Origin of the sequence: Providencia sp. PROV236 (genome assembly GCF_033676985.1) — a bacterium.
Lineage (GTDB): Bacteria > Pseudomonadota > Gammaproteobacteria > Enterobacterales > Enterobacteriaceae > Providencia > Providencia manganoxydans.
Map to the genome: position 1 here is coordinate 1113569 of NZ_CP096297.1, position 14166 is coordinate 1127734.

Annotated in this window: 11 protein-coding genes and 1 pseudogene; 4 read left to right on the forward strand and 8 right to left on the reverse strand. The window is 37.3% G+C overall.

Going from position 1 to position 14166, the window contains the following annotated elements; all coding sequences use genetic code 11:
- Nucleotides 1-255 precede the first annotated feature (255 nt).
- The 5 genes from efeB to M1E96_RS04885 form a co-directional block, all read right to left on the reverse strand.
- Nucleotides 256-1545: an iron uptake transporter deferrochelatase/peroxidase subunit gene (gene efeB / locus M1E96_RS04865; protein WP_369427401.1), complete on the reverse strand. Its 1290-nt coding sequence runs from the start codon at nucleotides 1543-1545 to the stop codon at nucleotides 256-258.
- A gap of 11 nt (nucleotides 1546-1556) precedes the next feature.
- A complete protein-coding gene (locus tag M1E96_RS04870; protein ID WP_319066373.1) occupies nucleotides 1557-2396 on the reverse strand; it encodes an EfeM/EfeO family lipoprotein in 840 nt (279 codons plus the stop codon).
- Nucleotides 2397-2448: 52 nt separating this feature from the next.
- Nucleotides 2449-3282, reverse strand: coding sequence for an FTR1 family protein (locus M1E96_RS04875; protein WP_319066371.1), 834 nt, complete (start codon nucleotides 3280-3282; stop codon nucleotides 2449-2451).
- Nucleotides 3283-3293: 11 nt separating this feature from the next.
- Nucleotides 3294-3629 (reverse strand): cupredoxin domain-containing protein, encoded by a 336-nt coding sequence (locus M1E96_RS04880; RefSeq protein WP_283126407.1) that lies wholly within the window; start codon nucleotides 3627-3629, stop codon nucleotides 3294-3296.
- A 442-nt stretch (nucleotides 3630-4071) separates the two neighbouring features.
- Complete coding sequence (locus M1E96_RS04885) at nucleotides 4072-4629, reverse strand: iron transporter (RefSeq protein WP_070926348.1); 558 nt, start codon at nucleotides 4627-4629, stop codon at nucleotides 4072-4074.
- A 268-nt stretch (nucleotides 4630-4897) separates the two neighbouring features.
- Here M1E96_RS04885 and M1E96_RS04890 point away from each other — a divergent pair, with 268 nt between their 5' ends.
- Nucleotides 4898-5827 (forward strand): haloacid dehalogenase-like hydrolase, encoded by a 930-nt coding sequence (locus M1E96_RS04890; protein WP_319066369.1) that lies wholly within the window; start codon nucleotides 4898-4900, stop codon nucleotides 5825-5827.
- Between the two features lie 60 nt (nucleotides 5828-5887).
- Here the strand turns inward: M1E96_RS04890 and M1E96_RS04895 are convergent, their stop codons facing one another.
- Nucleotides 5888-7084 carry an aspartyl protease family protein gene (locus M1E96_RS04895; RefSeq protein WP_272580258.1) on the reverse strand — a complete coding sequence of 399 codons (1197 nt, stop codon included), beginning with the start codon at nucleotides 7082-7084 and terminating at the stop codon, nucleotides 5888-5890.
- A 271-nt stretch (nucleotides 7085-7355) separates the two neighbouring features.
- A complete protein-coding gene (locus tag M1E96_RS04900; protein WP_272580257.1) occupies nucleotides 7356-8315 on the reverse strand; it encodes a hypothetical protein in 960 nt (319 codons plus the stop codon).
- A gap of 237 nt (nucleotides 8316-8552) precedes the next feature.
- On the opposite strand from M1E96_RS04900, the gene rimO reads away from it, so the two are divergent.
- The 3 genes and pseudogenes from rimO to M1E96_RS04915 form a co-directional block, all read left to right on the forward strand.
- Nucleotides 8553-9887: a 30S ribosomal protein S12 methylthiotransferase RimO gene (gene rimO, locus M1E96_RS04905; protein WP_070926342.1), complete on the forward strand. Its 1335-nt coding sequence runs from the start codon at nucleotides 8553-8555 to the stop codon at nucleotides 9885-9887.
- Nucleotides 9888-10075: 188 nt separating this feature from the next.
- A protein-coding gene (locus M1E96_RS04910; protein WP_369427402.1) for an IS3 family transposase occupies nucleotides 10076-11286 on the forward strand; the annotation gives its coding sequence in 2 pieces (ribosomal slippage) (nucleotides 10076-10424 and nucleotides 10424-11286; 1212 coding nt in all).
- A 687-nt stretch (nucleotides 11287-11973) separates the two neighbouring features.
- Nucleotides 11974-12114, forward strand: a pseudogene (locus M1E96_RS04915) (helix-turn-helix domain-containing protein); the annotation flags it as partial.
- Nucleotides 12115-12184: 70 nt separating this feature from the next.
- Here M1E96_RS04915 and dhaM read toward each other — a convergent pair.
- A complete protein-coding gene (gene dhaM / locus M1E96_RS04920; RefSeq protein WP_319066366.1) occupies nucleotides 12185-13615 on the reverse strand; it encodes a dihydroxyacetone kinase phosphoryl donor subunit DhaM in 1431 nt (476 codons plus the stop codon).
- Between the last annotated feature and the right edge of the window lie 551 nt (nucleotides 13616-14166).

The window sequence follows — 14166 nt, forward strand, 5'->3', positions numbered from 1 at the left end:
CGAATTATTTAGAGTATATTGTTTATTGTGAACGCTATATTGAGCATATATTAGACGATGAAGTCCAACATACATCATTAATAAAATGATATTGTTCACACTATTTTTTTATTGCAAAATAAGTATTTATAAGTGAAATTCATTCAATGCATTGATTTATAAACTCTTTCAATGGATTAGCTTAAAGATGGAAGGTTGTTGGATTGGAGAACAAAGATAGCGAGAGTGTGTCTGGCTCCCGCTATTTTCTGAATATCATGAGGCGTTTTCTATGGCCTCAAACATCCCTTGAGCTAAATATTCTTGAGCATTTTTGACACCCGGTAGGACAAAGTAATAACCGCCCCCGAAAGGCTTGATATAGCGCTCAAGTGGTTCTCCATTAAGGCGTTTTTGAGTATCAATAAAGCCTGTTTTTAGATTTTTTTGGTAAGAGACAAAAATCAGCCCCATATCCAGTAGACCATTAGATGTTAAGCCTAGTGAGTAGCTATAGCTACGGCGGCGCAATTTTGCGGTGTAGCGTTCAGGGTTACGAGGCTCTGCACGGCGCATATGAGAGTCAAATAAAATACGATCACCGTGAGGGTCTTTATCGAATTCAGGATCATCGTGTTCTTGTTTCATACCAATAGGGGCGCCGCTATTCTTATGGCGTCCAAAGTCATTTTCTTGATCTTCAAGTGGTGTGCGATCCCAAAATTCAAGATTAAAACGGATTAGACGTATAGCTTGATAGCTACCCCCTGTACACCAATTTGGCTCTTTACTCCCTGTCGTTACCCAAATCAATTCATCCATTAATTGCTTGTCATTGGTTGGTGCATTGCCTGTACCATCTTTAAAGCCAAATAAGTTAATTGGCGTTGAATGGTTGTCAATATCACGGGAAGGCAAGAAGCCATCTATTTTCCATAATGGGAACATGAATGGTGCGCTATGGCGTAATAAATCACGTACGGCATAAATTACGCTTTCTTGGCTGTTAGCACAAATTTGTAATGTGATATCACCGCCACACCACTCTTTTTCCAATCTATCATTCGGGAAGCTGGTCATTTCAACAAGGTGGTAAGGTTTGATTTTATCGAGGCCGAATCTGTTATCAAATAAACGGTGACCGAGAGAGGCGGTAACTGTTAATGAGTCTGGTTGGATATGGGTACCTAAAATACCTGACTCAGTAGGAGGCATGCGGTCATTAGCCGTTTTCGGTGATGTCTGCGCTTGGGTAAGATAAGCTATCCGTTTTGTTAGTATCTTAAATAGGGATTGTAGCTTATCAATCGTGTCAACGGTGACATTGAAGGCGATAAAAGTGGCATTCTTTTGCTCTGGTGTTAGTACACCTGCTTGATGCAAACCTTCAAATGCAATGGTTTTATCATAGGAAGGTTGGCAATTATTGGTTGGGTTATTTGCTTTCAAAGTGTTCGCCGCTAAAGATGGTGCAGCGATGACAGCACTGCTAATTGCCAAGGTTTTTAATGCATTTCGCCGAGAAAAACTGGCAGGTGCTGCGTGATCCTGTGGTTTTGCCTTCATGGCTGTTTGCCTCAATATTTGTAATACACGTCGACGCTGAGCTGAGATCTAAGCTGTGCAAGGTTTTCAGCTTGTTGCGTTAGCACAGAATAAAGTGCCATTTTATCTTGTTGACTTAACTGGCTATAAGGTTGATAGACACCTGTAGATGACCGATAACGTTTAAGAATTTTATCCGTTGTTTGGTCATTTAGTTGGATTGCTTGTAAGGTTTTAGGTGGGATGAGAGGGTGCAATACGGTTATTATTTCTTGAGAGCCTTGTAAATTAGCCGCAATATCAGCCAAGTCAGATTGACTGTATATGTTTTCTTTACCTGCCAGCTTGGTTTCGAGGATCATCTCAATGAAATCAGCCGCAGCTTGCACCAGCTTTGGTATTTCAACTGTTTCGCTCGCAACTCGTTTCTCCAAGTCACGGGCTTTGAGTAGTAATTCATCAGTTGCAATAAGCGTCGCTTTACGATCCTTACGTTCAAATAATTGGTATTCCACAAGGTGAAAGCCACTAAAACGATAATCTTTTTCACCATCAAGAAAATAGTCTGCCCGTGGGTTAATTGTTCGATCAGTATTACCAAATAAGATGATGATTGGACGAACAGATTCATAATACTGATGAGCATGAATATAGGCTTGTTGTGCTCCAGTTAAATCACCTTTTTTGAGATAATCATCTAAGGCTTCTAATTGAACAACCATTTGTTGCAGTTGTTTCTGAGTAAATTGCAAATAGCTTTGAATGGCGGCATGGTATTTTTCAGGAGTGGGGATATCACCCTTAGCAATAATAATGTTATCCCCCGTTTGTACAGGAGACCTTAATGCTTTAGCCGATGCGATATTTGGCATTGTTATCAATAAGGCCATACTGCAAAAGAATATAGTTTTTAAAGAATGCATGTTATGCATGTTTTTTGCTCCGAGAAAACAACGTGATAACCACGACCCAGTAAATAATAAACGTAATTACACTTAGCCAAATAGGTTGCGAACGGTAAGCAAAGAACGATGAAATAAAGTTGCCTGCAATATTTGAATCATCAAGTAATGCTGTTGTGTCCCATGCAGGGTAAATCAAAAATTCTGGAATGGAATAATCATATTCAATCAGTAAATTAGCGATTTCTTCGACACCTTTTAAGAGCAACGATAAAGCAAGAAACAGTAAGATCACGCCCGTGACTTTAAAGAAGATTTTCCAAGAGACAATGCGATTGGTGAGGAGAAAGATATACAGTGTTAATCCTGCAATTAGAATACCTCCGCCAACTTCCATCGCAAATTCAGATGCATTTGTAGCATTGAGAGACATTATAAAGCTAGATAAAAACACGACGATTTCACTGCCTTCTCGTGCTATTGCAATAGCAATAATTAAAGCTGCTCCCCACCAATTATGATGTTGGGCATTACGATTTATGCCTGATTCGATTTCTGATTTCATGGAACTGCCATGTTTATTCATCCAATACACCATTTGGACAATTAAAATACAGGCAAGGAGCTCCATAAATACCATAAATAGGGATTGCCCTGTGTCATCAAGGACATTAAATACGCCATAAATTAATAATGCGAGTAGGATTGATACCAGTAGACCGAGAGCAACACCACCCCACAAAAACTTCATACCGTTACGAGAGTCTGGATGGCGTTTGATCCACGCATAAATAATGCCAATAACCAGCAGTGCTTCAAAACTTTCACGCCAGACAACAAATAGAACTTGCCCCATAACTTATCCTACTATTTCGCGATGATCTCACCTTTTGGGTGAGAGAGATGGAAGTCATCAAAAAAGGTATAGCTACCCGGTTTTAGAGGAGCAATAACCACAACAGAACTGGCACCCGGTGCAAGCACTTTTTCTTTACGCAATTGGGTACTTTCAAATTCAGCGGGTTCAGTTCCCGTATTGGTGATTTTTATACGAATGATGGTCTTAGCCGGAACCTCAAGTACTCTCGGGATCAAATCACCATTTTTCATTTCTAATTCAACAGTAAATTTTTCAGCAGCAAAAACCGTATTCGGTATTAGCGTTGAAAAAAACAATAGGGTAAGACCTAGTAGTGTTTTCATTGTGTTGGCTCTAATCATTAACCATATATACTCGTCATACTTCAAGTTGCAGTGTTGTTGACTGCGCTCACTCGCGCCAGTCACATACTTATGTATGCTCCTAGCGACTCATTCGCTTGTCGCCTAACTGCACCTCGAATTATTTAGAGTATCTACTCGTCATACTTCAAGTTGCAGCGCTTTTCGTTAAAATATGGTGACTTCGCTCACTCGCGCCAGTCACATACTTATGTATGCTCCTAGCGACTCATTCTCTTGTCGCCTAACTGCACCTTGAATTATTTAGAGTATCTACTCGTCATACTTCAAGTTGCAGCGCTTTTCGTTAAAATATGGTGACTTCGCTCATTCGCGCCAGTTACATACTTTGTATGCTCCTAGCGACTTAATCGCTTGTCACCTAGTTGCACCTTGAATTATTTAGCTAAAGTATGACTCATATTTAGTAACTGCCTTTACGCCCTACACCTGCATAATCAAATTCCCATGATACTTCAAAGGGCTTGAACCATGGCGCAACACCTGTTTCTTTATCAATATGACGACCGAAAACAGCTTGTTTATTGTGTGATGGTGGTGAGATCTTATAGGTCACACGATACTGGCCATTGCCGTCGAGTTTGATGTTTTCACCATAGTGAGGCCCATCGCTGGCAACCATTGGCATAAATGTACCGGTTTGGGTTTGTGGTTTATCACCGAGTTTAGTCACGGTGTATTCGATGCTGAGATAAGGGATCCAATCACCTTCAGCGAAGCCATTCGGATTATCTTCAACGGCGTGAATATCTGCTTCTAAATGGATGTCAGCTTTATCGGCAGAAAGATGTGATATTGCGTGATGTCCTTCTTCGGTATCCATTGTGATAGGTTGTAGATAAACACCTTGGATTTCCATTCCATTTTTAATGATGGGTTGACCCAGTGGATATTCTTGAGCAAAAGCCGTGATTGAAAACAAAGCTAAACTCGAAACAGCAGCCTTATAAACGAGTCTCATTATTTTGTCCTTACCATTATTTATTATAGGAACGCCAATGATAATCATTATTATTCCAGCTGTTCAAGTTAAACTTTAAGCTTGAAAATTTCATTTATCGCCAAATATATGAAAAGTTTTAAAAAAATAGTTAATGTAGAGAAGTTATTATTTTTAGCAAATTATCTTTATCAGCCAAAAATATTTATCGGAGAAATCTCTGGTCGTGATAGATTGGTTGAAATTAATTTATCACCATTTTGAATACTTATCTTTAAGGGGGTTAGGTATGCAAAAACGTTATCTGGATTGCAGTGCTTCTGAAATATCACTGCTCAGTAAAAAAGCTTTATTAGAAGCAATCAAAGGTAGTGAGGGGAGGTTATTGGTTTCTGAAACAATAGGTACCATCCAACCTGTTTTAATGAATGTCACCAATGCAGAGCTTGCAGCAAGTCAAGGGGCAGATATTTTATTATTAAATATCTTCGATGTGGATAATCCTGTTATTCAAGGACTGCCCGTTGATACGGCACCTCAAGACATTATTCGTACGTTAAAATACCTCACAGGCCGCGCAATAGGCGTTAATTTAGAACCCGTACCGGCAGGTTTTTATAATCCTAATCAGGATGCGCAATGGCAAATCTCTGAAGGGCGTTTAGCCACGGTTAAAAATGCTATCAAATTAAAAGAGATGGGCGTAGATATTATTGTGCTAACCGGCAACCCCGGTAATGGTGTGACCAATCAAGAAATCAATCAGAGTTTAAAAGAGTTAAAAGCGGCTGTTGGCGATGAAGTAGTATTGATTACAGGTAAAATGCATGCTGCTGGGGTATTAAATGCATCGGCAGAGCAACTGATCACTGAAAGTGATATTCGTTGTTTTATTGATAGTGGTGCCGATGTGATTTTATTACCAGCACCGGGTACTGTTCCGGGAATCTCTGCTGAATTTGTGCAAAAAATGGTTGCTTACTGCCATTCACAAGGTGTGTTGACGATGACGGCAATTGGTACTTCACAAGAGGGTGCTGATTTACAAACTATTCGTCAAATTGCCTTGATGTGTAAAATGGCGGGCACTGATTTACACCATATTGGTGATTCAGGGTATAACGGCATCGCTTTACCTGAAAATATTTTAAATTATGGCATTGTAATCCGCGGTGTGAGGCATACCTATTCACGAATTGCTCGCTCCATTAATCGTTAATTTATGCGCAGAAAGCGATTTATTAAAATCGCTTTCTGCGTTAGAAATCTAATTAATCAATTAAAAATGAATGTTTATTAACTTGCCTTGGCGCTTTATCACTAATTCCACTTGTCCTTTAGGTAAAGTATCAATAAGCTTTTTAACTTTAGTGACAGCATTTGCTGGATATTTTATACCATTGATACTAATTAATATATCACCATTTTTAAGTGAAAACTCTGAAGTGACCTTTTCGTTATTATAGAATATTTCGATTTGGTTATTGTAAGATCTAAAGTTTATGTTTCGGTTGTTTTTTAAATTAATTTTTTGGGTTGTTGCCATATTATAACAGAATAACATCTTATTTGGTGATAGCAGATATTTATCAAAAGATTCAAGTGTTGACATTCCTATTGCATAGGAATCATTATTAGTGATGTGAAACTCTTTGTCATAAAAATCACTATTATTGAATTGAAATTGTTTTATTTTATAATTTTTGTTATTGTTTTTAACAATACCTGAAAATTCTATAGAAATATTGTTATTAAAACTTTCAACTGGTTCTAGGACAGCGTTGGTTTTATTGTTATTAATATACTCGATAAGCTCATTAGAGATATAATTTGAGCTAGAGCCAGTATCGAGTTTTGTTGATACATATATATCATCATCAAAGTAAGTACGGAAATAAGGGGAACCGAAGGTATAATCATCATATGGGCTACATTGCTGATACTCACTAATTGGTGGTGGGTTGTCATAGATAGTGAGTATTTTATTTTTCCTATCAATCTCCCAGTTTAACTGTCTAAATATATCAACGCCTAAGATCCCCGAAATATTCTCACCGGTCGCTTGTGATAATAAACTCAGATCATCTGTCACCCAAAATTCACCTCCATCAAAATACTTAGTTCCAATAGAAAAAGGAATAGGGTGAACAAAGTTAATTTGCTCTAATTTTTTTTGACCACTTACGGTGTTAACAGTATTGAAATATTTATAATAGAGCTTAGGAAGCTCATTCATATTTTTTGTAAGTTTGCTTGCTAAGTTTTTATCTATTATTGAGGAGGATGAACCGGTATCTAGCATGAAAGTATATTTCTTCCCTTTGATTAATACAGGAACTAAAATATATTCCACATATTGATTTTTAAATGAGTGTACTAATATGGGAGCATTTTTTTTAGGGAGGTTAACACACCCTGATAATAGTAATGTCACAACTAAAATCGTTTTTTTAGAGATAAATAGTCTTGGGGTCATTATATTAGATACCTAATGTATTATATTTGATGGTTTTTTATAAATTGAAATTCGTTATATCAATAGGAATATCTATAAACAATAAACGAATAGTTAACAAACTATATAAGATGCTGTTTTTATTTTAATAATCAATCTAATAGACGTTTATATTTTAAGTTATAGATATAAAACAAATGACTAATTTAGTGGCCAATGCTGGGTGATACTTAGTCAGTAGCTTGATGAATGCCTGCTGATTAGAACTTCTTTCATGATAAAACGGTCATAGTTAAGATGATGACTTGTTAATACTATCGCTATAACTAATATTGTTTTCGGATTCTGGTTCAAGCCAATTAATTAATAAAATCAAACCTATAGCTATAGGGATGATAGAAAGTAATAATAAGCCTAAAGCCCATGAAGGGGGGAGAATTGAAGACAAAAATACCCATAGCATAAAACAAATACCTAAAATGGTGATGGTGAAAATGATGCCATTCATGTTTTCTGACTTTCTCTTTGATGGAGAGAATTCAAATGTCTTTGGATCTACATCGAGTTTAGTAAAGACATGTTGGTTGATTTTCATGTTAGGAATTCTTGCTAACCCTTTAAGTATAGTTTTCAGCATCAATTTTCTTTTTTCTATTGGAGATAATGGTGAGCCGTTAATCCAATTTTCGATGGGTAACTTATATTTCCTACTCTCATTAAGTGTGTTTTTATATTTAAAAACAAGATAATCAGGTCGATATCTACCACCTGTTTCGATATGCGCAACATATTCTGGGCAGATGTTTTCCCAGAGTATTTCAACGTTCATTTTTGGGGAGGGAACACAAATAAATCTAAATCCGTCATTATCTATTGAGCAATAGCCAACAGTTTTATTAAATCGTTTTAATAGAGTATAAAATGAAACTAATAGAATCGTCTCAATGGCGATAAACAGTATTTTTTCTAAGATGACTTCCCATAGAATGAAGGACGTTAAGGCACATATCAAAGCACAAAATAGCCATATAAAATAAACAGATGTTTGATTGCCATAGCCAACTATTGTGTTTATAGGGAGTTTCAGCGCATTTGGTAAGGGATAAATTATCGTTTCGACGTTAGCATAATGGTTATTATCGTTAGTTATATTTCTGTTGCTGCTAACACTATCAACACTAAAAGAGACATGGCTGTTATCGTTATATCTATTTCGGCTGCGCTTCTTGCTCTTACTCTTATTTTTCTTCATTTTTGGTAGTTAATATTTGGTGTTAGTAGTTCTAATGACTGGAGAATAATAGCATAAGTGAAATTTTATAACGATAAATAACAAAATATTCATAAGTTTGTTCTTATGGCCGTAAAATCTTCAAGATAGAACGTATGATATGAAGAAATGCAGGTTTATCGCTAAAAATTTGTACAATTTCCGCTATACTTCAGGTAAAATCTCGCCCATTTTTTAAAACAATAAAAGAAGTGAGCTATGTCGCAAAATACTAATGCGGTGCCAAAAATTGGTTTCGTTTCCCTCGGCTGTCCAAAAAACCTTGTCGATTCTGAACGTATCTTGACCGAGCTACGCACAGATGGCTATCAAGTTGTTCCAAGTTATGATGATGCTGATTTAGTCATTGTGAATACCTGTGGTTTTATCGATAGTGCGGTACAAGAATCGCTGGAAGCGATTGGCGAAGCATTAAATGAAAACGGCAAAGTGATTGTGACAGGTTGTCTTGGCGCAAAAGAAAATCAAATTCGCGAAGTCCATCCAAAAGTTCTTGAGATTACTGGACCTCATAGTTATGAACAGGTTCTAAATCATGTTCATCATTATGTACCAAAGCCTGAGCACGACCCATTTTTTAGTTTAGTCCCTGAACAAGGGGTGAAGCTAACACCGAAGCATTATGCTTACTTAAAAATATCGGAAGGCTGTAATCACCGTTGTACTTTCTGCATCATCCCTTCTATGCGGGGCGATTTAGATAGCCGTGAAATTGGTGATGTATTAAATGAAGCAAAACGTCTTGTTGCGTCTGGTGTTAAAGAGTTATTAGTTATTTCACAAGATACCTCTGCTTATGGTGTGGATGTCAAACACCGTACCGGTTTTTGGGATGGCAAACCAGTGAAGACCAGTATGGTTGGTTTATGTGAGCAGTTAGCATCAATGGGTGTTTGGGTTCGTTTGCATTATGTCTATCCATATCCACATGTTGATGATGTGATCCCTTTGATGGCCGAAGGCAAAGTGCTTCCTTATTTGGATATTCCATTACAGCACGCTAGCCCTAAAATTTTAAAACTGATGAAACGTCCTGGTGCAGTAGAAAGAACCTTAGAGCGTATCAAACGTTGGCGTGAAATCTGTCCTGAATTAACCTTGCGTTCTACCTTTATTGTTGGTTTTCCTGGGGAAACTGAGGAAGATTTCCAAATGCTGCTCGATTTTTTACAAGAAGCTCGCCTTGATCGCGTTGGTTGTTTTAAATATAGCCCAGTAGAAGGTGCGAAAGCGAATGAGCTTGCTGATCAAGTTCCTGAAGAGATTAAAGAGGAACGCTATCATCGTTTTATGCAGCTCCAGCAACAAATTTCTACACAAAGATTACAAGAGAAAATCGGTCGTCAGCTACCTGTTATCATTGATGAAGTTGACGAGGAAGGGGCGGTTGGACGTAGTATGGCTGATGCCCCAGAAATTGATGGCATGGTTTACTTAAATGGTGAATTTGATGTCAAACCTGGGGACGTAGTTAATGTACTGATTGAGCATGCTGATGAGTATGACCTTTGGGGTACAATTGTTACTGAATAATATTGGTTGTGTTTTGTTCTATTTGGTTTTTAATCTGGTTGGTTAGCTAATAAATTTTATTTAACATTGCCATCTATATAAATTTGTAAATAAAAGCCTGACTAATGAGTGATTAGCAGGCTTTTTTGTTTTTTATGACCGGTCCTAAATAAAGTTGACACTTTTCCAATCTAAAATTGGAGAGTGTAATGAAACCAATAGGTAAACGAACTCAACGTGATTATTCTCTTGCCTTTAAACTGGCGGTTGTTGACCAAGTAGAAAAAGGCGAGCTCACCTATAAACAAGCTCAATATCGATATGGCATACAGGGGCGTTCAACTGTTTTGGTTTGGTTACGTAAGCATGGTAGATTAGATTGGTCGGAAGGTACGCCCAATACTCTTTATAAAGGTGCTGCTATGAACCAAACCTCGGAGCAACAAACACCTGAACAACGCATTAAAGCCCTTGAAAAAGAGCTTGAGGAGATGCAGCTCAAAGCTGATTTTTTTGAGGTGGTTGTCAAAGTGATGGATAGGGATTTTGGAGTTCGCCTCTCAAAAAAGCGCAAAGCCGAGTTATTAAGGAAAAAACGGTTGAAAAACTCACCGTAACCAAAGCTTGTCGTTTTATGAAAATCACTCGGCAAGCCTATTACAAACGTCAAGATACGTCTGATAAGCGGAAAAAATTAGATGCAATTATTGTTTGTGCTGTGAAATCTGAGCGAACAGTTCACCCTAGGCTTGGGGTGAGAAAATTACACTTTCTTTTGAAACAAAAACAATTAATTATTGGTCGTGACCGATTATTTTCTTTGTTGAGAGAACATCGCTTATTAGTGCCTAATAAGCGGTCATATCATCGAACAACATTGAGTCATCATCGATTTCATCGACATCCAAATTTAATTAAATCAGGGTTTATCCCTTCACAACCGGAGCAACTGTGGGTTGCTGATATTACGTATTTATCCACACACGAAGGAGATACTTATTTAAGTCTGATCACCGATGCTTATTCGCGAAAAATAGTGGGTTATCATCTTGATGACAATATGAAAACAAAAGCCGTCAAGAAATCATTTGTACAAGCATTAAAAAAACGAAGTTCAACCACGACCTTGATCCATCATTCAGATCGAGGCTTACAATACTGTTCGTCGGAATATCAGGAAATCCATAAAAAACATAATATTCAATGTTCTATGACGGATGGCTATGACTGTTATCAAAATGCATTAGCAGAGCGAGTCAATGGGATATTAAAAATGGAATATTTGTTAATAAAGCCGAGAAATTTAGAACAGGCTAGGAGGTTGGTTGAAGAATCAATACAGATTTATAATGAAAGGCGACCTCATTTATCATTAAACTATAAAACGCCCGATGAGGTTCATCGAGCATTTTATACCTGAAAAGTTGTCAACCTATATCAGGACTAGTCATTATTATGGAGACTGTCTAGTTTATCAATATGTTTACTGATATTGTTCTAGATCAAAGGATAAAAATCTATTAATACATTATTTGATTTGTGATATTAAAATTTAATAAGAAATTGACATAATCACAGAATGACTTATCAATGTATAAGGATGGCTATGTCTGTTGATTTATTACCTTCAGTGGTTTTATCGGGTTCAGAAGAGCTAGAAAACGCTATTTCTTCAGAACTGCTTATTTATTTTTCGAGGCAAGCGATCGAAAATGCGTTAGCTCCTACCAATGATCAAACTATCAACGCCGCTTTAATTTCACCTGATGGGGAGCCAATATGGCTAAGTGAAGGGTTAGCAAAGCCATTTGCTATGACACCTATACTCTCTACTAATTGTTCCACAGAAGCACAATTTAGATTATTTTCTCAATCAATTAAACTGCCTGATGCCTTCTATTATCTAGCGCCCGTTTTTTGTGAACATAGAAATGTGATTGCTATAGTGGCTTTTGTTTCTCAAACGGTGGATAGTACTATTTTACTTGCGTTAGTCCATTCAGTTAGCCGTGAAATTAATGAAAAAATCAAACACCATTTGTACTTACAGCGGCTTGTGTTTGAAAATCATAGCAATATTCCTCCCCGTGAGCTTAATATTCAAGAGGTCGAAAAGGCAGCCATTATTGAAGCGGCTAAAGTTTGTCATGGCAAAATTCAAGAAATGTACCAAGTTTTGAATATGGGGAGAACCACGCTTTGGCGCAAGCTAAAACAGTATGAGATTAATATTAAAGAATATAAATAAGCGAGTTATTCCATTTCATTGTTAACCATCAGCGGACAACGGTTTCCGCCGATGGTTTTAGTCGTTATACCTAACCCATCGTCAATGTTGCAGAATCAGCCGATAGTGTTAATTTTGTATGTTCCGGCACAGATTGTATCTCTTCACCCAGGTTTACCAACATTGGAAGTCCCATTTTTGCAGCAATAATGCAGGTGTGTGAATACGCTGAACCATTCGATAGCGCTATACCAACTACAGGTGTGTCTTTATAGCGCATGAGTTCTAAAGGCCCTAAATTATCAGCTAATAAGATGGTTGGTTCAGTTAAGGCTGGGTTAAGCGGATTTGTTGCACTTAGCAACAACAGCAACTGATTTTTTAAATCATCAATGTCGATATACCTCGCTTGTAAATATGTATCGTCGAGTTGCTGGTATTGTTGTGACATGTCTGCAAAAACAGACATTATTGCCTCAGCCGCCGTGCGATGCTGGCTGATGATCTGCTGTTTAATTGATTCAAGCAGCTCAGCGTCATCAAGTAATAAGCTGTGTCCATTAAAAATATCAGAAATACTTTTACCATACTGCTGACTTAATGAGTCCGCCAGTGTGGCTAGTTGAGATTGTAGCTGCTCAAGTGCTTGAGTCGCTTTAGTGATCTCTTGTTCACTAGTTTGATATGTTGGCAAGCTAAATTCTGTATTGACAGGTTTATGATAGGCAAACCCTGTCACCGAAGGGAGCATAGCCGCTTTTCCTATTAAGTATTTATCATCTGAGGTGGTGATATCGTCGCCAAAATTATGTTGAGCAAGTTGTTTAAATGCATTAATAGCGGCTTGGCTATCACTACCTTCAGCAATCAAAGTAATTTTGTCACCTTTGCGTACTTGTAATAACGCAATTTGATTCATGCTTTTCGCATCTGCACGCTTATCGTTATTGTGTAGTTCTACTTTGGCATCAAATCCAGCGAGTAATGAGGCAAGTTTCGCTGCGGGGCGAATATGTAACCCTGAAGGATTGCGTACCACCCATTGTGTTTTGAGTGCTTGGTGAGTAAAAACATTAGCTTGAGTTGGTTGTTGGTTTGATGTATCAACTTTGTCATTTAGTTGCTGCTGTTTTGCATGTAGCGCTTGATGTGCTTCATTCAAAATAGTTTCAATTGTGGCTCCACTCGAAGCTGCTGCTGTAATTGCAATTGTGCCTTCAACTAACGGCGCGCTACATAAATGAACTTTTTTTGCTAGTTCGGGGTCAAGAAGATCAAGAGCAGTTTCGGCACTCAGTAGCGCACTACCTAAATCCATTAATAGGATAATGTGTTCTGCATCTGATAGCTGCTCAACAGCTTCCATAACTTTGATGGCATCTGTACCAATAGGGTGTTGTTCATCATCAACTCCTGCTGCAATCACAATTTGGCAGTTTTGCTTGTTTTGCATTTGTTCGGCGAGTTGAAGCAGTCCGTCAGCGAGCTGTTTGCTATGAGAAATAATAATAAGACCGATCATATTCTTCTCCGTTACTTGGGCAGTGTATTTGATAATAGAGAAGTTTCGCTAAAAAAGAGAGCGCTTCAGAGGATATTCTGCAAGAAAATTGAAAAATATCAATGAAGCGCCATAACGGCTGACTGTGCTCAAAGATGTTTGCATTTTGTTGTGTGGCAACAAAGAGGCGAAAAAATTTTATTTCATTTAAGTAAAACGCTAATGTTTGTTCTTATTGAAATAAAAATTAAGGACAATGAAGAGACACCATAATTATGGTCTAAATATTGATACTAGTATGTTAATTTTGAGCTGAATTTTTTAGATTAGAAAAATTTTTAGATAATATTGTTTCACAAAGACATAACCTAAATTTAATGTGGTAAAGATGAAGGTGTCATTCGAGTTAATTGAAGGCGAAAATAAGTAATATAACTTAAATCTAATGTGTGAAATAGTTTCTGTATGAAATTAATAATTAACTTAAGTAACTTAATGAATAAACAAAAAAGGCTGACACAGCTAAATTTAACATGCGACAGCCCAGTATATTAATTTAGCTGTGTAAATTA